Here is a 19,394-nt window from a genome sequence, read left to right on the forward strand (position 1 = left end):
AAATTAACTTCGTCTCATTTTACAGAAAAATAATGCAATGAGCAACTCGGATACCGGGTCCGGAAACAAGTTAGATTTTTCAAAAAAAACCGGCCTAATTATAAAAGTAATTAGGCCGATTCTCTGCTGCTTAGTATTCTGGATATAATGTAAATTTGCTTGTTAAAGCTTCAACGCGTCCGCGTGCTTCTTCAAGCTTCGCTTCGTCTTCGTGATTTTTCAAAGTGAACGCAATGATGGAAGCAATTTCGTCCATTTCGTCTAAACCGAAGCCGCGTGATGTTACCGCAGCTGTTCCGATGCGGACACCGCTTGTGACAAACGGACTGTTTTGATCGAATGGAATCGTGTTCTTATTAACAGTGATGCCGATTTCATCGAGTACCTTTTCAGCGATTTTTCCTGTTAAGCCGAGGCTTGTTACATCCACTAATAATAAGTGGTTGTCCGTCCCGCCGGAAACTAATGTTAAGCCTTCTTTTACCAAGCTTTCAGCTAAACGCTGGGCATTGGCAATGATATTGCCGGCATATTCTTTAAAGCTGTCCTGCAGTGCTTCGCCAAAAGCAACCGCTTTGGCTGAGATCACGTGCATCAATGGACCGCCCTGAATTCCTGGGAAGATTGATTTATCGATCTTCTTGCCAAATTCCTCTTTGCAAAGGATCATCCCGCCGCGAGGACCGCGTAAGGTTTTATGTGTAGTAGTTGTAACAAAATCTGCATACGGCACTGGATTTTGGTGCAGGCCTGCTGCCACAAGTCCAGCGATGTGCGCCATATCCACCATAAGGTAAGCGCCAACTTCATCAGCGATTTCACGGAACTTGGCAAAATCGATTGCACGCGGATAAGCACTGGCACCGGCAACGATTAGCTTCGGCTTATGCTCAAGAGCTTTCGCACGAACGTCATCATAGTTGATGCGGTGAGTGGTTTCATCCACACCGTATTCAACGAAATTATATTGGATACCACTGAAATTGACTGGGCTGCCGTGTGTTAAGTGGCCGCCGTGGGATAAATTCATGCCAAGCACTGTGTCGCCTTGCTCTAAGATCGTGAAGTAAACGGCCATATTGGCTTGTGCACCGGAATGCGGCTGAACGTTGACATATTCCGCACCAAAAATCTGCTTCGCACGGTTGCGGGCAAGGTCTTCCACGATATCAACATATTCACAACCGCCATAGTAACGGCGCCCTGGATATCCCTCTGCGTATTTGTTCGTTAAAACTGACCCCTGTGCCTCCATAACGGCTTCACTGACAAAGTTTTCTGAGGCAATTAATTCGATTTTAGTACGCTGACGGCCAAGTTCTTTTTGAATCGCTTGAAAAACCTGCTCGTCCTGTTGAGACAAATGCTTCATGATTATCCCCCTTGTATGTAAAAGACTGTGGACTATTTCGAAAATTCCCTTTTAATTTTAACACGAACTACTATGAAAATAAAAGAGAAACATTTTTCGTTTTTTAAACAAATTCCGGATGAATTTCCTGTACTACCCACCAGATAAACAGTAAATCACGAACATTACAATTAAGAACAACTTGAATTTTCGTCTTTTCGTTCATACACCGCTCTGGCGCCGCCGATTAGCTTCGGCCGCGTTTTGGCAAGTGTCACATGGGCATGGCCGACATTTTTCTGATTGACACGCAACGGCACGGCAACATGCTTTAAGTGCATGCCGATGAACGTATGGCCGATATCGATTCCCGCCTCTGCCTTCACAAATTCCACGACAACGGCATCGTCCATGTTTTCAAAGGCATAGGTCGCCATCGCCCCGCCAGCGGTACGTGCCGGGACAACCGAAACCTCATCTAAATGTCGATCAATGGCTGTTTTACGCTCGACCACCAAGGCCCGGTTTAAGTGCTCGCAGCACTGGAATGCCAGCTGGATACCCGTATCTCCCTGCAACTTTTTCAAACTTTGAAAAATCATTTCGGCCACTTCGAACGTGCCAGCAGTCCCGATTCGTTCGCCGATCACTTCGCTCGTGCTGCAGCCGACCACCAGCAGCTGTCCCGGTTTAAACCCGGCCTGCTCTTTGAATTCTGCTAGAATCGCTTCAAGTTCCTTTTCCCATTCTTGGATCATCGTGAACCTCGACCTTTCTGAAAAGAAAGTTATAAATGCTTTTTCTCGTATTCCGTGATTTTGCCGACACGTCCTGCATGACGGCCGCCTTCAAATTCCTCTGTCAGCCAGATTTCCACAATATCGCGGGCAAGCCCTGGGCCAATGACGCGTTCGCCCATTGCAAGCATATTGGTATCATTATGTGCGCGTGTTGCCTTCGCACTGAAGGTATCGTGCACAAGAGCGCAGCGGATTCCCTTCACCTTATTTGCAGCAATGCTCATGCCAATTCCTGTGCCGCAAATCAGGATTCCCCTGTCAAACTCGCCGCTCGCGACCTTCTCGGCCACCGGCAGCGCGTAGTCCGGATAATCGACGGACGTTTCACAATCGCAGCCAAAATCCACATATTCTATTTTCAATTCCTCTAGCAGATGGGCGATTTCCTTGCGAATATTGACCCCGCCATGATCAGATGCTAATGCTACTTTCACGTAAAGACCCCCTGTTTTTCAACTCAATCTTCTTTTAATTTTGACATACCGCCTGAAAAATATAAAGAAAAAAACTGTGTTAAACTAGCCTGTTGATTTCCGATCCAGTCGCTTCGCTTTTCACAGCCAAAAAAAAAAGCCCTCATCGAAGAGAGCTTGTTTTATGAGTTTATTTTTCCAATTGCTTTTTCAATTAATTTGTCCAGCTGATTAAAGGTTTCTTTATATTGTGCTAAACTGCCGCCATAGGGATCGATGACATCATGGTCAAACGGTTCCCCAGTATATTCCTTCAGTGTATATACCTTCGCGGTCGAATGAGGGTATTGCTGTTGGATGGCAAATTTATGGGAGGAGGTCATCGTTAAAATCAAATCCGCCCAGTCCACCTCTTGATTCGTTAACAGCGTGGAACGGTGATTATGGGCTACTTTGTTGTCATCTAGCACCTGTTTGGCATGGGCCGATGCCTCGCTGCCATGTGCGGCATAAATTCCCGCGGACCTGACTTCCATCTCACCGATTTTCTTATGTCTTAAAATCGCCTCAGCCATTGGACTCCGACACGTATTTCCCGTACAAACAAATAATATCCGCTGCACTATAAATGCCCCCTTTCCCCCTATTATAAAACAAAATTTCCACCATTCAAAAATGCCTGCTCCACTTAGCGATAAGAGATGGCTTGTTTCCCCATTTGCTCCCAGCCGCGTTTGAAGGCGCTGATGGAAACTTTACGATTTTTAGTAACACTTAGCGGGTCATTGAAATAAATATATTGGCTGTCATAGCCTGTGATCAGGACGCTGTGCTCTTTATAGGTAATAGAAATTCTTCCTGTCGGCGTATTCCATGTTTGCCAGTATTGGGATGGGACCGTATCGAACAACACATTGTTGATGACCCACACCGGTTTGCCACTGTTCAGATGCTTATAGATTTCCTCAAAGCTGCTGCCCGTGAAATCGATCACCCGGTTTGGCAGGTAGCGTTCCGCCAAATCCGCAATTGGCCCGTGGTAAACCCCAAGCCCTGGCTTATTAAACGTATACATGTCGCCGACAAAACCCGAATACGGATTTCCGAAGTATACTTGGCCATTCGTTTTCGAATATGGCGTCGGGTCTTTCCGCACCTGGGAAGCAAGCGTCATTTTTGAAACATTTTTTCCAGCATCCAAGAGCAACATGTCGAGTGACGTCACTTCACAGCCGCGCGGCAGCTCCGGCATTTGCGCAACTAGCGGAACATCCAGCTGAACTGATGAAACGTACCCCTTGCTGCCTAGGTAAAAACGGTCCTTTCCGCTTTGGATCCAGCTGCCGCTCCTCATCGAGCCGTCACTATTGAGATAGTACCACTTGCCGCCATCGAGCAGCCAGCCTGTTTTCATAGCCCCATTTGATGCAAGATAGTACCATTTACCGCTAGTGAAAACCCAGCCCGTCTGCATCGCACCTTTGCTGTTCATATAGTACCAACGGCTTCCGTCCTTCACCCAGCCGCTTAGCATCTGCCCGGAACCGCTTAAATAATACCACTTGCCGCCATCCAGGAGCCAGCCGGTCTGCATGACCCCCTTAGAGTCAAGAAAATACCATTTGCCACCTGTTTGAATCCAGCCCGTTGCCATAGCGCCGTTATTTTTTAAAAAATACCACTTGCCATTCTCTAATAACCAGCCCGTTTTCATCACACCAGATTGGTCAAGATAATAGGCTTGGCCTTTGTCGGTGATCCAGCCTGTTTGCTTTTCTCCATTTGTTCCATAATAATACCAAAGGCTGCCTTCTTTAACCCATCCTGTTACGGCTGTCTTAACTAACAATTCGTATGTATGATTGGCCCCATCCTCCGCCGAAATCGTCAGCATCGTGCCTGCTGGCTGCTTTGGAATGGCCACTTCAAATTGTCCTGCCGAATCGGCTGGAGCAGAGCCCAGGATTCCCTGATTGTTTTCCACTGAGACTTTTGCGTTTTCAATCGTTTTCCCTTTAATCGACGTCGTTTGATCGGTCACTTTTTCGAATAATTGGATTTCCGAGGTTGTTTCCGCTGTTGCCAGTCCCGGAACAAGAGAATAAGAGATAACGATCAGAGCAATACAAATTTTTACCCAAATGTTTGGCTGCACACGCCGCCCCTCCCCAATTAATAGAATGATATATTCTACAATTCTATTTATTTGGAGGATAATCCTGTTTATTTTTATAAAATTTGCCAAAGTGGTGCTAGCAGTTTTATGCCAAAGGCCAATAAAATTGCTCCGCCTAGTGCCTCGCTGTAGCTCCCCATCCAGCTGCTGACCTTTCTTCCGAGCAGTAACCCCGCCCATGTTTGCACAGTTGCCGCGATTCCAAAGCATAATAAGACCAAAAGCGTTTTGGCACCGTATATGCCTAAGGAAAGTCCGACGGAAAAGCTGTCGAGGCTGACGCTGAGCGCAAATATGATTAAGCCAATCCCGGCAGGTGTGATGGCTTTTTCCTCCCCTTTTTTGAGGCTTGCCCAAATCATCTGCACCCCTAAAACGATTAAAAGTAAGCCGCCAATAAAGGTGGCGAAGGCTCCAAATTTTTCTGATAAAAATTTGCCTGCAACGAGGCCCAAAAGCGGCATCCAAACATGGAAAAGTCCAATAGTGATGCCGATTTCAAAGATTTTTTTGAGCCGCAGTTTGTGCATTCCCATGCCGAGCGCGACCGAAAAGGCATCCATCCCTAGTGCAAATGCCATTAATAGTAGTGTCATGACTTCTCCGAACATCTCCGACATTCTGTCTTCGCCCCCTTGGACTAACTATTTCAGCATATGCACGTCCTATATGATTTAGAAGTAGAGCGGGGAAATGGCTGGGGCGTTTACTTCTATTTTAGCGCTTCTGGAAATTGGGAAGGGATGGGGCTACGTGACCGAATTAGTTCTGGAATCGAGGTTACGGGCACGTAAACGGGGGCTATGTTACCCAAATTGCTTCTGTACCAAGTTTTCCGGCACGTAGGCGGGTTCTACGTTACCCAAATTGCTCCTATACCAAGTTTTCGAGCACGTAGGCGGGTTCTACGTTACCCAAATTGCTCCTATACCAAGTTTTCCGGCACGTAGGCGGGTTCTACGTTAACCAAATTGCTTCTGTACCAAGTTTTCCGGCACGTAGGCGGGTTCTACGTTAACCAAATTGCTCCTATACCAAGTTTTCCGGCACGTAGGCGGGTTCTACGTTAACCAAATTGCTCCTATACCAAGTTTTCCGGCACGTAGGCGGGTTCTACGTTACCCAAATCGCTCTTGTACTGAGTTTTCCGGCACGTAGACTGGGGCTCCTTTTAAAAAAAAGCTTGCGTACATACAAAAAAACACCAAGCCCCGCAATTCAGCAGGACCTGGTGCTTACTCGCCAATTATTTTATTCCCAGCAGCCTTCAAAAGGCGGTTCATGATCGCATGCCCCACACCTTCATTCGGAAACATCTCACTAAAAATAATATCCACCTTTAATTGATTAAAACGGCGGAGCGTATCATATAGCGCTGCCGCAACCGTCTCCAGCTCGGCCCGCTGCCCGCAGGCGAGCACCACATCCGCCTTAAACAGATCCACGTACTCTTCCGTCGTTAACACTCCGGCCGAAAGCCCTTCCTTCTCCTTTTCTTCCACTAAACGCTGAAGAAAATCTCTGGTGCCTGACACCAAATATAGCGGAGCATTCGGGGCATAATGCTTGTATTTCATGCCCGGGGATTTTGGCTTCGAGGCTTCATCCGTCAAAGCCGGGTCGACCCGAACCTCGCCAATCACAGCCTCAAGCTGCTCCTTCGTCACTCCGCCCGGGCGCAAAATAACCGGTACTGCTTCGGTGCAGTCTACCACCGTTGACTCCACGCCAACTCCCGTCGGTCCGCCATCCACAACCCCGGCAATTTTCCCATTTAAATCATCGAGCACATGATCCGCACTTGTCGGACTCGGCTTGCCCGAGCTGTTCGCACTTGGCGCCGCAATCGGCAGCCCGCATGACTTCAACAAAGCCAGAGCCACCGGATGATCCGGCATCCTTACTGCCACGGTCGAAAGTCCAGCCGTCGCTTTTTCCGACAGAACGCCCTCTTTCTTATTAAAAACAATCGTCAGCGGCCCAGGCCAAAACGCATCCATTAACACTTCCGCTGTCCGAGGAACCTCACTCACAAATCTACTAAGCTGCTCTTTATCGGCGATGTGAATAATTAACGGATTATCCCCAGGCCTCCCCTTGGCAGCGAAAATTTTCGCCACCGCCTCGTCACTTTCAGCGTTGCCGCCGAGGCCATAAACGGTCTCTGTCGGCAGGGCCACCACTCCATTTTCCCGCAAAAAATTCGCTGCATCCACAATTTGTGGATTACTTTCTAAATTATCCACATTTTTATCCACTATCCAGACCTTTGTGTTCATAGTTATCCACCTTTATCAGAAACGAGTCTTTTATCGAAATTTGACGAAAAACGGCGATTAGACTCATATTTTACAAATAGTACGTTTGAAAGTATAAAAGAAGGCGGGGATAAATACAAGTTTTATCCACAAATTGTGCATAAGTTTCTGGAAATAGTGGATAACTTTGTGGATATATCCACAGTTATAAAGAAAATTTTAAAAATAATGAGTTATCCACATTCAAAACGTGTCGAATATGTTTTGATCCATAAAACTGCTGCGGTAAATCTCCCCGTCCAATTTTCTGAAAGCCCATTAATTCAAAAAACGGAAGGGCCGTTCCTTTATTTGTTGCCAAAAATAAACTTTGCATTCCTTTTTCTTTCGCCAATTGCACCATTTGATCGAAAAGAACAAAAATCTCCTTTTCAGCTTGTCCAGGCGTAACGACAAGCGAGCGCAGCAGCCCAAAATCCGTATAAGCCTCCATCCCAAGCGTGCCCTTAAGCGTACCTTCCTCATCTTCTAGCAGCAAAAAGCAGCCAATCGAGTCCTCATTTACTCCATCCGTCCCAAGATTGGCCCGCTCCAAAAACTCTCTTAAATTGCCGAGATCCTCTTTACCCGCCTTGCGAATTAATAATTCCATCTTATCCACCTCTTCTTTTTTCATTTCTACTCTATGAATATTAAAAAGATAGATAAAATAGAACCGGCAAATCTATTAAAAAAACCAGCTCCGCTGAAAGGAACTGGTTTAATTAAATAGCTTTTCCCACATCTCTACCACGAAAAACTTCACTTTCACCGGCTGTTCATCCTCTGCCGTATAAACCGGTTTTTTCTCTTGCTTAACCGTTTCTATTTCTTGCACAGGCTCTTCTTCTAAAAGCTGCTCTTGCTTCGCTAACGTATAATTTTCCACTACAGCTGACGATTTTTCAACCGTCTCTTTTTTAACGGGTGCTTTCGGCTGCTTTACCACTGATACTTGCGGCTGTCTTTCAACCGGTTTAGTCTTCACTTGTGGTTGCTTTTCAACAGGTTTAGTCTTCACTCGCGGTTCGACCGCTGCCTTAACCGGCTCTTCCTGGACCGTTTGCGCTTCAACATGTTCCTTTTCATCAAAGCCTTTGCTTACGGCAATCCCATTTGAAAAATCCAGAAAGCATAACGGCGGGTACAGCACACACCACCAATTGGCCCCCTCACCTTTACCCAATGTAATCAAAATCGCCTGGTATTCTCCGGCCGGATATAAAAACTGGCCATAAAGCTTTGTCGGAAACTGAACCTTGCCAAATTCTACTTTCACCGATTGATCGGAATTTTGCTCGCGCACCACTTGTTCCGCAATCGCTTGAATCTCCGGCAGCTTCGCATTGATCACCGCTCTTGCTTTTTCCATCGACGTTAAATCCTGCACCCATAAGGTAATCTGGGCATTAACCGCGTCGCGCACCTTCCGCTTGATCGCCTGGTCCTGTTCAAAATCACTATTCGCCAATATTCGGAGGCGGATTGCTTCCCCTGGAATTACAATCGATTCCTTCTCTGCCGCTTCCGTTTTTGGCATATATAAACTCAACATTGTTCCCAATGATAATACCACTAAGTAAGCCCAAACCACTACTTTGCTTCTCACTCTCAGCACCGTCCCTTCGATATCCTCATTGTGGACAGAAACCAAGAATCTTAAACTAGTAAATTTTAATATTTTTACCCGAACATTTCATATTACTCCGCACTAATCAACCGCTACCGCCTTTATTTCAGCCCAGCGGGCTTTATGAACCTTTCTTATCGACCGTTGCACCCTTTTTTCCAGGCTCACGGGCATTATGAACCTCTCTTATCGACCGTCAAGACTCTTTTTCCAAGCTCGCGGGCTTTATGAACCTCTCTTATCGACTGCCAAGACTCATTTTCTAAACTCACGGGCATTATGAAACCCACACAATAAAAAAAGCCCCGGGAGATCACTTCCCGAAGCCAATTTCCGCAAACACCATCCGGTCCTTGCCGTTTATATCATTCACGATTTCAACCTTAACTTCCTTAAATGCTTTTTGAAAAAGCTCCGCTACCGCTTCGCCCTGACCGGCCCCAATTTCGAAACATACCAGCGCGCGCGAAGCTAGCACTTCAGGCAGCTCGTGCATAAAGCGGCGGTAAAAATCAAGTCCGTCCTCGCCCGCAAACAAAGCCCGATGCGGTTCATGTTCTGTGACCACTTCCGACATCGTCACCATATCCCCCGTCGGAATATACGGCGGATTAGAAATGACAACATCAAACTCGCCGCCCATAAACGGCTTTAATAAATCACCCTGAATAAATTCAACGTCGGCCTCAAGCCGGCTGGCATTTTCCCGTGCCACAATTAAGGATTCCTCCGCAATATCAGAAGCGAAGACCTTTAATGCTGGCTGCTCCAGCTTCACGCTGATGGCAATTGCACCGCTACCCGTACCGATATCCACTACCTTTTTTAAACCCAGCTTATTTATTCTCTTAAGCGTTTCGTAAACGAGCTCCTCAGTTTCCGGCCTTGGAATGAGCACTTCTTCATTGACCAGGAACGTCCGGCCGTAAAACTCCTCAGAGCCGATCATATACTGAACCGGTACACCGCGGACATGCTCGTGAACAGCTTTCTCGAAACGTAACAGCACAGCCGGATCTACATCATCGCGCATATTGGCAAACAGCTGCGACCGCGACATCCCGGTAAAATGCCGAAGCAATAGCTCGCCCGCATTCTCATCCCGATTTGCTTTTTTTAAAAAAGAAGAAGCCCAATTAAGAGCTTCGAATACTTTTTTACTCATCTGCAGCCTCTTCCAGTCTTTTCGCTTGATCTTCCATAATCAAGGCATCGATGACTTCATCCAGCTTGCCTTCTAATATTTGGTCCAGCTTTTGAATCGTTAAACCAATGCGATGGTCCGTCACACGATTTTGCGGGAAGTTGTAAGTACGGATTCGCTCAGAACGGTCGCCGGTACCAACCGCTGATTTACGCACTTGATCGTATTCCGCCTGTGCTTCCTGCTGGAATTTATCATAGACGCGCGCGCGCAATACTTTCATCGCTTTGTCTTTGTTCTTATGCTGTGATTTTTCGTCCTGACAGGATACCACAATTCCTGTTGGAATGTGCGTTAAACGAACAGCTGACATCGTTGTATTAACGGACTGTCCGCCGGCACCACTGGAGGCAAACGTATCAAAACGAATATCCTTATCGTGGATTTCAATCTCTACTTCTTCCGCTTCCGGCAAACAAACAACCGTTGCTGTTGAAGTATGAATCCGTCCGCCTGATTCGGTTTCCGGCACACGCTGTACACGATGGGCGCCATTTTCAAATTTCAATTTGGAGTAAGCGCCGGCACCATTGATCATAAAGCTGATCTCTTTGTAGCCGCCAAGGCCAGTCGGATTGGCATCAATCAAATCTGTTTTCCAGCCCTGCGCTTCGGCATAACGGCTGTACATCCGGTAAAGCGAACCAGCAAACAGCGCTGCCTCTTCCCCGCCGGCCGCACCGCGAATTTCGAAGATAACGTTTTTGTCATCGTTCGGGTCCTTTGGAATCAGAAGAATCTTCATGCGGGATTCCAGCTCTTCGATTTGCGCTTCCAGCTCGTTTACTTCTTCCTTCACCATTTCACGCATTTCGGCATCGAGCTTATCCTCAAGCATCGCCTTTGCGTCAGCCAGCTGTTCGCGAGCCTCTTTATATTGGCGGTACGTTTGCACAGTTTCTTGTATGTCAGATTGTTCTTTTGAATATTCACGTAGTTTTTTTGAATCATTAATGATTTCCGGATCGCTTAAAAGTTCATTTAATCTTTCGTAGCGATCTTCAACGGATTGAAGACGATCAAACAAGTTATTCACCTCGAGTTTTAGTCCATAACATTCTAATTATAGTATAGGCGTTAAACTCAGTCAAAACCAATTTTTGATACAAAAAAACATGCCCTGGTAAACAGAGCATGTTATCTTCGGTCTTCCTTCACTCTAACTTCGATATTGTAACGCGGCAGGGCCCGCATTAGTTTGCGGTGGAGGCGTGCTTCAGCGTCCATTCTTTCCCTGTCGGAGAGCATGCCTTTTTTATAAACAGAAACCCACATCCGGTCGCCATTCATCCAAACGGAGTCGGTGACAAACTCGTCTGTTGCCGCAATAACCTTTTTCGCCTTGTCGACATCGCTGCCCTGATTTTCACCATCAAATTCTCCGCGATCTCCTGACCTATTCAGATTAAGGAAGTTAGGATTTTGGTCGGCAATATCATTTTCCGCCACGTCCCGCTCGCCCCCATTATTGCGGTTGGACATAAAATTAGGTGACGTTCGGTCTTTCCGCAAATCATATGCGCTATCTTTTTCCTCAGCCGCACGATTGTTCTGACATCCAGTTACCATTAACAACATGATAAACGAGAAAAACATCCACTTTTTCCGCATAAAACACCTCCATTACTATCATGCCCGCCAGCTTGCCGAACTGAACGAGAGAAATCTTTCCAAGCCTACAAAAAAAACTGCCCAGGAATCACTTCCTAGACAGTTATGTATCATACATCAAACTTCCTGCTCAACCGCCCCGCGGTATGATGCTGTTTTTGGCACTTCATGGTGGTGACGGCAGCGAGGCTCGTACGCTTCGGACGCGCCGACCATGATAACCGGGTCATGATACGAGGCAGGTCGTCCATCAATCAGACGCTGCGTCCGGCTCGATGGTGAACCGCATACCGTACAAACCGCCTGCAGCTTCGTTACCGTTTCAGCAATCGCCATCAACGCCGGCATTTGTCCAAACGGCTCCCCGCGGAAATCCATATCAAGACCAGCACATACGACGCGATGACCGCTGTCTGCCAGCTGCTGCACTACCCTTACAATGCCCTCATCAAAAAACTGCACTTCATCAATTGCAATAATATCCATATCTGCCTCGACATGATGCAGAATCTCAATCGAATGGGAAATTGGCTTCGCATGAAAAGAAGAGCCATTATGGGAAACGACAGACTGTTCACTGTAGCGATTATCAATCTTCGGCTTAAACACAGCTATTTTTTGTTTGGCAAATTGAGCCCGCCGAACACGGCGAATCAATTCCTCCGACTTTCCAGAAAACATACTGCCACAGATAACCTCAACCCATCCGCTTTGCTTCATTAAATACATAAACGGCGTCTCCTTCCTCTAAACGAACCCTGATACACGATCATATTTATAGTAAAATTATCATTTTAGTCAAATAAAAAAACAGGCAAGTAAGTTTTCCCACTCGCCTGTTGTCTTTGCAAAAATTATTGTTGCTGCTTAAGGCCGTATTTTTTGTTGAAACGGTCAACACGTCCGCCAGCTTCAGCGAATTTTTGGCGACCAGTATAGAATGGATGACATTCTGAACAAGTTTCAACGCGAATTTCTTTCTTAACAGAACCAGTTTCAAATGTATTACCACATGCACATGTCACCGTTACTGTTTTATAATTTGGATGAATTCCTGCTTTCATTCTTTTCATCTCCTTCCGCCCTGAATCTTTCGAAACAGAGTTATATAAATGCCTGTCTTAAAAACAAGCATGAAATACTAAAAACACACTGCACCCATTATAACAAGGGTAACCTACTTTTGCAAGTTGGGATTTTTTTGAAAAGGACTTCTTTATTTTTGAAAAAGGAACTTAAGCCTGTGACTAAACCAGGCCGGCCCTTCTATTCCATTTAGGAACGACGTGACTTTAGTTCCTCGTTCAGCTGTGCAAAGAACTCTTCGTTTGACTTCGTCTGTCTTAATTTTTTCAAGAAGCGTTCTGCAAAATCCGGTGAATCGGACATTGACTTACGAATCGCCCATAATTTATCAAGATGATCCTTTGGAATAAGCAATTCTTCCTTACGTGTTCCGGAACGGCGGATATCAAGCGCAGGGAAAACACGGCGCTCAGCAAGACTGCGGTCAAGATGCAGCTCCATATTGCCTGTCCCTTTAAATTCCTCATAAATAACATCATCCATCCGTGACCCGGTATCCACAAGTGCCGTAGCCAAAATAGTCAAGCTGCCGCCCTCTTCAATATTACGGGCAGCCCCGAAGAAACGCTTCGGACGGTGGAACGCAGCCGGGTCAATACCGCCGGAAAGCGTACGGCCGCTTGGCGGAATGACAAGGTTATAGGCACGCGCTAAACGCGTGATACTATCCATCAAAATGACAACATCGCGTTTGTGCTCAACCAAACGCATCGCACGGTCCAGCACAAGCTCAGCGACTTTAATATGATTTTCCGGCACTTCATCAAACGTTGAGCTGACGACATCACCCGCAACAGAACGCTCAATATCGGTAACCTCTTCCGGACGCTCGTCGATTAAAAGTACGATTAATTCAACATCCGGATGGTTTGTCGTAATGCTGTTGGCGATTTCCTTTAACAGCATCGTTTTACCGGCTTTAGGAGGAGCGACAATCAGTCCGCGCTGTCCAAAACCAACCGGAGCAACTAAATCCATGATTCTGGTAGAAAGATGTTTTGGCGTTGTTTCCAGCTTCATTTGACGGTTCGGATACAACGGTGTCAATGCCGGGAAGTAAACGCGTTCTTTTGCCGATTCAGGGTCTTCACCATTAACTGCTTCTACATGCAGCAAACCGTAGTAACGTTCATTTTCCTTTGGGGGACGAACTTTACCGGACACTTTGTCCCCGTTGCGCAGATCGAAACGGCGGATTTGCGAGGCGGAAATATAAATATCTTCTGAACTTGGCGAATAGTTAATCGGACGCAGGAAGCCAAAGCCTTCTGACTGGATGATTTCCAAGACGCCTTCCATAAAGAAATAGCCCTGCTGCTCGGCACGGGATTTTAAAATCGCAAAAATTAATTCTTTTTTGGTTAATTTGCTGTAATAGGTCACTTTATATTCACGCGCAAGCTCATAAAGCTCCTTCAGCTTCATGTTTTCTAAACTTGAAATTGTTAAGTCCATTTGTACACCACACTTTTAAATTTTCCCTTCGAATCCGCTCTTTCTTTTTGTAAAAGATGGTCAATAGGTAATTAAGAGATTAGAGGAATTGAAATAGAAGTAGAATTGAAATGAATAGATTTGCAGAAAAATATGCAAGATAAAAAACAATATCTATTTTACCCCCTTAGCAAAAAAATAATCAACTAGATTTTCTTTTATCTAATGTTGGAAATTTTTTCTGAAAGGAATCCCTCTTGGAGATATGGAGTTTGGGAGACCAGCCGCTGGCTGGTCTCCCCTTTATCTGTTTTTATTTAATCACTAGATTTGGCTTCTTGTTCAAGCTGTGACGGCCTTCAATGAAGCGGACCGTGCCGGATTTAGCACGCATGACAATCGAGTGTGTCGATGCATGTGATCCTTTGAATTGAACGCCGCGCAATAATTCACCGTCAGTTACACCAGTTGCGGTAAAAATAGCGTCATCGCCCTTTACGAGATCCTCCATACGAAGCACGCGGTTTACATCTAAGCCCATTTTGATGCAGCGCTCAAGCTCGGCATCATTTTGAGGCAGAAGTTTTCCCATGATTTCGCCTCCGAGACATTTCAGCGCAACCGCCGAAATAACTCCCTCTGGCGCACCGCCAGAGCCAAACAGAATATCGACACCGGTATCGTCGAATGCCGTATTGATGGCACCAGCGACGTCACCATCGTTGATCAGCTTAATCCGGGCGCCTGCTTCACGAAGCTGGGCGATGATATGCTCGTGGCGAGGACGGTTCAATACGGTTGCCACGACATCCTGGATATCTTTGTTTTTCGCTTTGGCAACAGCCTTCAGGTTGTCCAAAACAGAAGCATTGATATCAATTTGGCCAACGGCTTCTGGGCCGACGGCGATTTTTTCCATGTACATATCTGGGGCATGAAGAAGGTTTCCATGATCAGCTACTGCTAAAACGGCCAAAGCATTCCAGCCGCCAGACGCTAAAATATTGGTGCCTTCAAGCGGGTCAACAGCAACATCCACGCGCGGGCCATAGCCGGTTCCAAGCTTTTCGCCGATATAAAGCATTGGTGCTTCATCCATTTCCCCTTCACCAATTACAACGGTACCTTTCATTGGAACGGTATCGAATACATCGCGCATCGCCGATGTAGCTGCACCGTCAGCTTCATCCTTTTTTCCGCGGCCCATCCAGCGTGCAGAGGCCAGCGCCGCTCCTTCTGTGACGCGGACAAGTTCCATCGTTAAGCTTCTTTCCATGAATTCCATCCCCCGTTTTCATTTATATAACTTCGATTAATGTCTAGCTGCAGCGCCTAGGGGCTCGAGGTCATAAGCCAATCCGTCGAGAAGGTTAAAAAACAACCTTCCCGCCGGCACGTCTTATGCTTGTCACCCCTGGGCAAGGCGCTTCCGCTTTTCTATGTGTTTTTCAACTGCTCGACTTCTTCGTTCGTTAAAGCTTCACGCCAAACCGTCGCACCGAGGCCATTTAATTTTTCAACCAGATTGCTATAGCCACGATCGATGTGTTCAAGGCCAGTTACTTCGGTAATCCCTTCTGCCATGAGGCCGGCGATAAAGAGAGCCGCTCCGGCACGAAGATCGCTCGCCTTCACTTTTGCCCCTTGAAGCTGGATAGGACCATTTATGATTGCCGAACGGCCTTCCACTTTAATATTGGCGTTCATTCTTCTAAGTTCATCGATATGTTTAAAGCGGGCACCATAAATCGTATCGGTGACGACGCTTGAACCGGTCGCTTTTGTTAAAAGAGTTGTAAATGGCTGCTGCAGGTCGGTTGGAAAGCCAGGATAAACAAGCGTTTTGATATCAACAGCCTTCAATTTCGCCGCTCCGCCGTCGACAAACACCTGGTCGTCGCCTGATTCAATGTAGACGCCCATTTCACGCAGCTTGGCAATTAATGATTCCAAATGCTGCGGGATGACATTGTCGATGAGGACTCCTTCCCCAACGGCGGCTCCCAAAATCATATAGGTTCCTGCTTCAATCCGGTCAGGAATAATCGTATGACGGCAGCCGTGCAGCGTATCGACGCCATCAATCCGGATCACATCCGTTCCGGCCCCTTTAATCTTCGCGCCCATGTTCGTTAAAAGTGTAGCGACATCAATAATTTCTGGCTCTTTCGCCGCATTTTCAATGATTGTCCGTCCTTTTGCCCGAACGGCAGCAAGCATGATATTGATGGTCGCACCCACACTGACGACATCGAGATAAATCCGTGCGCCGCGAAGCTCGTCCGCACGCAAATAAATCGCCCCTTGTTCGTTGGTGATTTGCGCGCCAAGTGCCTCGAAGCCTTTAATATGCTGATCAATCGGTCTTGGCCCCAAATGGCAGCCTCCTGGTAAACCAATGACAGCTTTTTTAAAGCGGCCGAGCATTGCTCCCATTAGATAATAGGACGCACGCAGTTTTTTTACTTTTCCGTTTGGCAGCGGCATAGAAATCATCGTCGATGGGTCAACCGTCATTTCATCGTTCGTTATTTCAACTTTGCCGCCGATTTCTTCGAGCAAATCCTTTAAGATTTCCACGTCCGAAATCTCCGGCAGTCCTTCAATTGTCACTGGTGATTCTGCTAAAATGGTGGCAGGAATTAAGGCAACGGCACTATTTTTGGCTCCGCTGATGCGAACCGTTCCCTTCAGCGGATATCCGCCTGCAATTTTAAGTTTTTCCATTTTCGACTCCCTTCTAAGCCATGCCTTATTCCGAATGCGCTTACAGCGGTTTGTAAAAAAAACACCTTGATGTTGACGCAAGGCTCTAGGTATATTTTTCCAACATAAAAAGTCAAATTCCGACAGTTTGTCTATCTTATAGTTTACACTAAAATTTTATTTTCATGTATCCATATTAAAAAAATTTGACGAAAATGGAAAAACTGCAGATTAATTATGCGTTATTACGGGCATTCCAGTCTTTTAGGAAGCCTTCAATCCCTTTATCTGTTAATGGATGATGGAACAAGCTGATTAGAACTTTGTAAGGAATTGTCGCAATATCTGCGCCTCTTAATGCTGCTTCGGTTACATGGATTGGGTTACGGATAGAGGCAGCAATGATTTGGGTTTCAAGGCCATGTACGGCAAAAATATCAGCAACCTGCGAAATGAGCTCTAAACCATTTTGACCGATATCATCCAATCTGCCAAGGAACGGAGAAACATAAGTAGCACCTGCTCTTGCAGCAAGCAATGCTTGGTTCGCATTAAAAATCAAGGTTACGTTTACCGTTACTCCCTTTTTTGAAAAATGATTACATGCTTTTAATCCATCTGGAGTCATTGGAACTTTAATCGTAATATTTGGGGCAATGGCAGCTAGTTCTTCTCCTTCTCTAATCATGCCTTCAGCATCAAGAGAGATAACTTCCGCACTGACTGAACCAGGAACAAGCGCCGCAATTTCTTTAATACGGTCATGGAAAGAAACGTCTTTTTCTCTTGCAACTAGAGATGGATTCGTTGTTACACCTGCTAATAACCCTAACTCATGCACTTCACGGATTTCTTCTAAATTCGCAGTATCGATAAAAAACTTCATGATTTTCCCTCCAAATTTCGACTAAATTTTCAGTTTACGTTGAACACACTGAAACCGCCCTTAGATAAGGGCGGTTTTCATTTTATCACAATTGCGGCAAACTACAAAAACGGCCATAGAAGGCGTTCTTGTATTACGCTCTGCCTGAAGAACCGAATTCGCGCATTTTGCCAGAAACCGTTTCTTTAATGGCATCGCGAGCTGGTCCTAAATATTTACGTGGATCATATTCATTTGGTTTAGCTGCCAATACTTCGCGAACCACTTTCGCAGATGCGATTTGGTTTTCAGTATTAACATTGATTTTCGCTGTTCCTAAAGAAATGGACTTTTGGATATCAGCTGTTGGGATTCCTGTTCCACCATGAAGAACAAGCGGAAGACCAGTAGCTTGACCGATTTCTTCCATTTCCTTGTAACCAAGCTTTGGTTCGCCTTTGTAAGGGCCGTGTACGGAACCTAGTGCTGGTGCAAGGCAGTCGATGCCTGTACGAGTTACTAGCTCTTTACACTCTGCAGGATCTGCATAGATAACGCCGTCAGCAACCACATCGTCCTCTTGGCCGCCAACTGTTCCTAATTCTGCTTCAACTGAAACACCTTTTGAATGAGCGTATTCTACTACTTTTGAAGTCGTAGCGACATTCTCTTCAAATGGGTGGTGGGAAGCATCGATCATAACAGATGTGAAGCCTGCATCGATTGCTTCTTTACATTTTTCAAAGCTTGAACCGTGGTCAAGGTGAATCGCAACTGGAACGGTAACATTTAAATCTTCCATTAATCCCTCTACCATTTTTACAACGGTTTTGAAGCCGGACATATAACGGGCTGCCCCTTCAGACACACCAAGAATAACCGGTGATTTTTCTGCTTCAGCAGCTTGAAGAATCGCTTGGGTAAACTCTAAGTTATTAAGGTTAAATTGCCCAACCGCGTAGCCTTCCGCCTTTGCTTTGTTAAGCATTTCTGTCATGGAAACTAAAGGCATTTCTATTCCTCCTTAAATTGGGTCGTTATCTTTTCATATAAATGTTTTCCCTAATTAAAATGAATATGTATCCATCTGAAAAGATAGCAACCGGTCAAAGTTCATATGTATCATATCAGAATAAAAGTAGAAATGCCATTAATCTAACAGTGTTTTTAAAAGTGTCATAATGAAAGCGCGGTCATTTTCCTATTTCCACCTTTTGTATGAAAAAAAGGCATTTTCGCTGCCTTTTTGTCTTTTTGAATCTAGTTATTTTTTTAAAAAAATGACTTTAGTTTGCCTTTTGCGGAATGTGCTTTCGTACTGCAGCACGGATATCATCAATATCAAATGGTTTAGCAAAATGAGTGATGGCACCAAGGTCTTTTGCTTCTTGAATCATATCCAATTCTCCGTAGGCGGTCATGATGATCACACGGATGTCTGGGTCGATGACTTTCATTCGCTTCAAGATTTCGATTCCGTCCATGCCCGGGATTTTCATATCCAAAAGGACAAGATCAGGGTCGTGCTTTGTTACAATATCAAGTGCCTGAACGCCGTTAGCCGCCTGGAATGTTTGATACCCTTCTTTTTGGAACACCTCATTTAGCAAAATGCGAATACCAAATTGATCGTCAACGATTAAAATTTTCTCTTTCATACTTCCACCTCTTCCCGATTTGATAGATTCTCAATTTTTAGTAAATTCCACCTAAACACTCACTTGTTATTGTTCTACATTTTAAGGCAAAATTCCTGCAAAAATTTTGCCTAGAATAATGTTATTTTGTGGAATTTTTTAAAAAAGTCTATAATAGGGGTGC

General features: G+C 45.6%; 19 protein-coding genes and 2 pseudogenes. All 21 read right to left on the bottom strand.

Annotated elements, in window-relative coordinates; translation table 11 throughout:
• Positions 1-130: 130 nt before the first annotated feature.
• Complete coding sequence (gene glyA, locus LC455_RS24440; RefSeq protein WP_223594895.1) at positions 131-1,372, bottom strand: serine hydroxymethyltransferase; 1,242 nt, start codon at positions 1,370-1,372, stop codon at positions 131-133.
• Positions 1,373-1,542: 170 nt separating this feature from the next.
• The gene (locus LC455_RS24445) at positions 1,543-2,109 is read right to left on the bottom strand and encodes a TIGR01440 family protein (protein WP_223594897.1); all 567 of its coding nucleotides are present in this window, start codon (positions 2,107-2,109) and stop codon (positions 1,543-1,545) included.
• Positions 2,110-2,138: 29 nt separating this feature from the next.
• The gene (gene rpiB / locus LC455_RS24450) at positions 2,139-2,585 is read right to left on the bottom strand and encodes a ribose 5-phosphate isomerase B (protein WP_223594899.1); all 447 of its coding nucleotides are present in this window, start codon (positions 2,583-2,585) and stop codon (positions 2,139-2,141) included.
• Between the two features lie 161 nt (positions 2,586-2,746).
• Positions 2,747-3,187 carry a low molecular weight protein arginine phosphatase gene (locus LC455_RS24455; RefSeq protein WP_223594901.1) on the bottom strand — a complete coding sequence of 147 codons (441 nt, stop codon included), beginning with the start codon at positions 3,185-3,187 and terminating at the stop codon, positions 2,747-2,749.
• 65 nt (positions 3,188-3,252) lie between these two features.
• Positions 3,253-3,852, bottom strand: a pseudogene (locus LC455_RS32110) (C39 family peptidase); the annotation flags it as partial.
• A gap of 63 nt (positions 3,853-3,915) precedes the next feature.
• Positions 3,916-4,719, bottom strand: a pseudogene (locus tag LC455_RS32115) (Ig-like domain-containing protein); the annotation flags it as partial.
• 74 nt (positions 4,720-4,793) lie between these two features.
• Positions 4,794-5,360 carry a manganese efflux pump MntP gene (locus LC455_RS24470; RefSeq protein WP_223594903.1) on the bottom strand — a complete coding sequence of 189 codons (567 nt, stop codon included), beginning with the start codon at positions 5,358-5,360 and terminating at the stop codon, positions 4,794-4,796.
• Between the two features lie 615 nt (positions 5,361-5,975).
• Positions 5,976-7,019 carry an L-threonylcarbamoyladenylate synthase gene (locus LC455_RS24475; protein ID WP_223594905.1) on the bottom strand — a complete coding sequence of 348 codons (1,044 nt, stop codon included), beginning with the start codon at positions 7,017-7,019 and terminating at the stop codon, positions 5,976-5,978.
• A 184-nt stretch (positions 7,020-7,203) separates the two neighbouring features.
• Positions 7,204-7,650, bottom strand: a complete 447-nt coding sequence (locus LC455_RS24480) for a GNAT family N-acetyltransferase (RefSeq protein WP_223594907.1) — start codon at positions 7,648-7,650, stop codon at positions 7,204-7,206.
• A 108-nt stretch (positions 7,651-7,758) separates the two neighbouring features.
• Positions 7,759-8,646 (bottom strand): stage II sporulation protein R, encoded by an 888-nt coding sequence (gene spoIIR, locus LC455_RS31795; protein ID WP_223594909.1) that lies wholly within the window; start codon positions 8,644-8,646, stop codon positions 7,759-7,761.
• A 334-nt stretch (positions 8,647-8,980) separates the two neighbouring features.
• The gene (gene prmC, locus LC455_RS24490; protein ID WP_223594911.1) at positions 8,981-9,832 is read right to left on the bottom strand and encodes a peptide chain release factor N(5)-glutamine methyltransferase; all 852 of its coding nucleotides are present in this window, start codon (positions 9,830-9,832) and stop codon (positions 8,981-8,983) included.
• On the bottom strand, positions 9,825-10,898 hold the full coding sequence (prfA, locus tag LC455_RS24495) for a peptide chain release factor 1 (protein WP_223594913.1): 1,074 nt from the start codon (positions 10,896-10,898) through the stop codon (positions 9,825-9,827). Before prfA ends, prmC begins: the two co-directional genes overlap by 8 nt.
• A gap of 110 nt (positions 10,899-11,008) precedes the next feature.
• Positions 11,009-11,482, bottom strand: a complete 474-nt coding sequence (locus LC455_RS24500; protein WP_223594915.1) for a hypothetical protein — start codon at positions 11,480-11,482, stop codon at positions 11,009-11,011.
• A gap of 117 nt (positions 11,483-11,599) precedes the next feature.
• The gene (locus LC455_RS24505; protein ID WP_223594917.1) at positions 11,600-12,211 is read right to left on the bottom strand and encodes a thymidine kinase; all 612 of its coding nucleotides are present in this window, start codon (positions 12,209-12,211) and stop codon (positions 11,600-11,602) included.
• A 125-nt stretch (positions 12,212-12,336) separates the two neighbouring features.
• The gene (gene rpmE, locus LC455_RS24510) at positions 12,337-12,546 is read right to left on the bottom strand and encodes a 50S ribosomal protein L31 (RefSeq protein WP_223594919.1); all 210 of its coding nucleotides are present in this window, start codon (positions 12,544-12,546) and stop codon (positions 12,337-12,339) included.
• A gap of 211 nt (positions 12,547-12,757) precedes the next feature.
• Positions 12,758-14,023, bottom strand: a complete 1,266-nt coding sequence (rho, locus tag LC455_RS24515; protein WP_223594920.1) for a transcription termination factor Rho — start codon at positions 14,021-14,023, stop codon at positions 12,758-12,760.
• Positions 14,024-14,315: 292 nt separating this feature from the next.
• Positions 14,316-15,278, bottom strand: a complete 963-nt coding sequence (glpX, locus tag LC455_RS24520; RefSeq protein ID WP_223594921.1) for a class II fructose-bisphosphatase — start codon at positions 15,276-15,278, stop codon at positions 14,316-14,318.
• A 161-nt stretch (positions 15,279-15,439) separates the two neighbouring features.
• On the bottom strand, positions 15,440-16,729 hold the full coding sequence (locus LC455_RS24525; protein WP_223594922.1) for a UDP-N-acetylglucosamine 1-carboxyvinyltransferase: 1,290 nt from the start codon (positions 16,727-16,729) through the stop codon (positions 15,440-15,442).
• Positions 16,730-16,943: 214 nt separating this feature from the next.
• Positions 16,944-17,594: a fructose-6-phosphate aldolase gene (gene fsa / locus LC455_RS24530; protein WP_223594923.1), complete on the bottom strand. Its 651-nt coding sequence runs from the start codon at positions 17,592-17,594 to the stop codon at positions 16,944-16,946.
• 133 nt (positions 17,595-17,727) lie between these two features.
• Positions 17,728-18,585 (bottom strand): class II fructose-bisphosphate aldolase, encoded by an 858-nt coding sequence (locus LC455_RS24535; protein ID WP_223594924.1) that lies wholly within the window; start codon positions 18,583-18,585, stop codon positions 17,728-17,730.
• Positions 18,586-18,859: 274 nt separating this feature from the next.
• Positions 18,860-19,231, bottom strand: a complete 372-nt coding sequence (locus LC455_RS24540; RefSeq protein WP_223594925.1) for a response regulator — start codon at positions 19,229-19,231, stop codon at positions 18,860-18,862.
• Positions 19,232-19,394 lie beyond the last annotated feature (163 nt).

The organism is Neobacillus bataviensis (assembly GCF_019969725.1).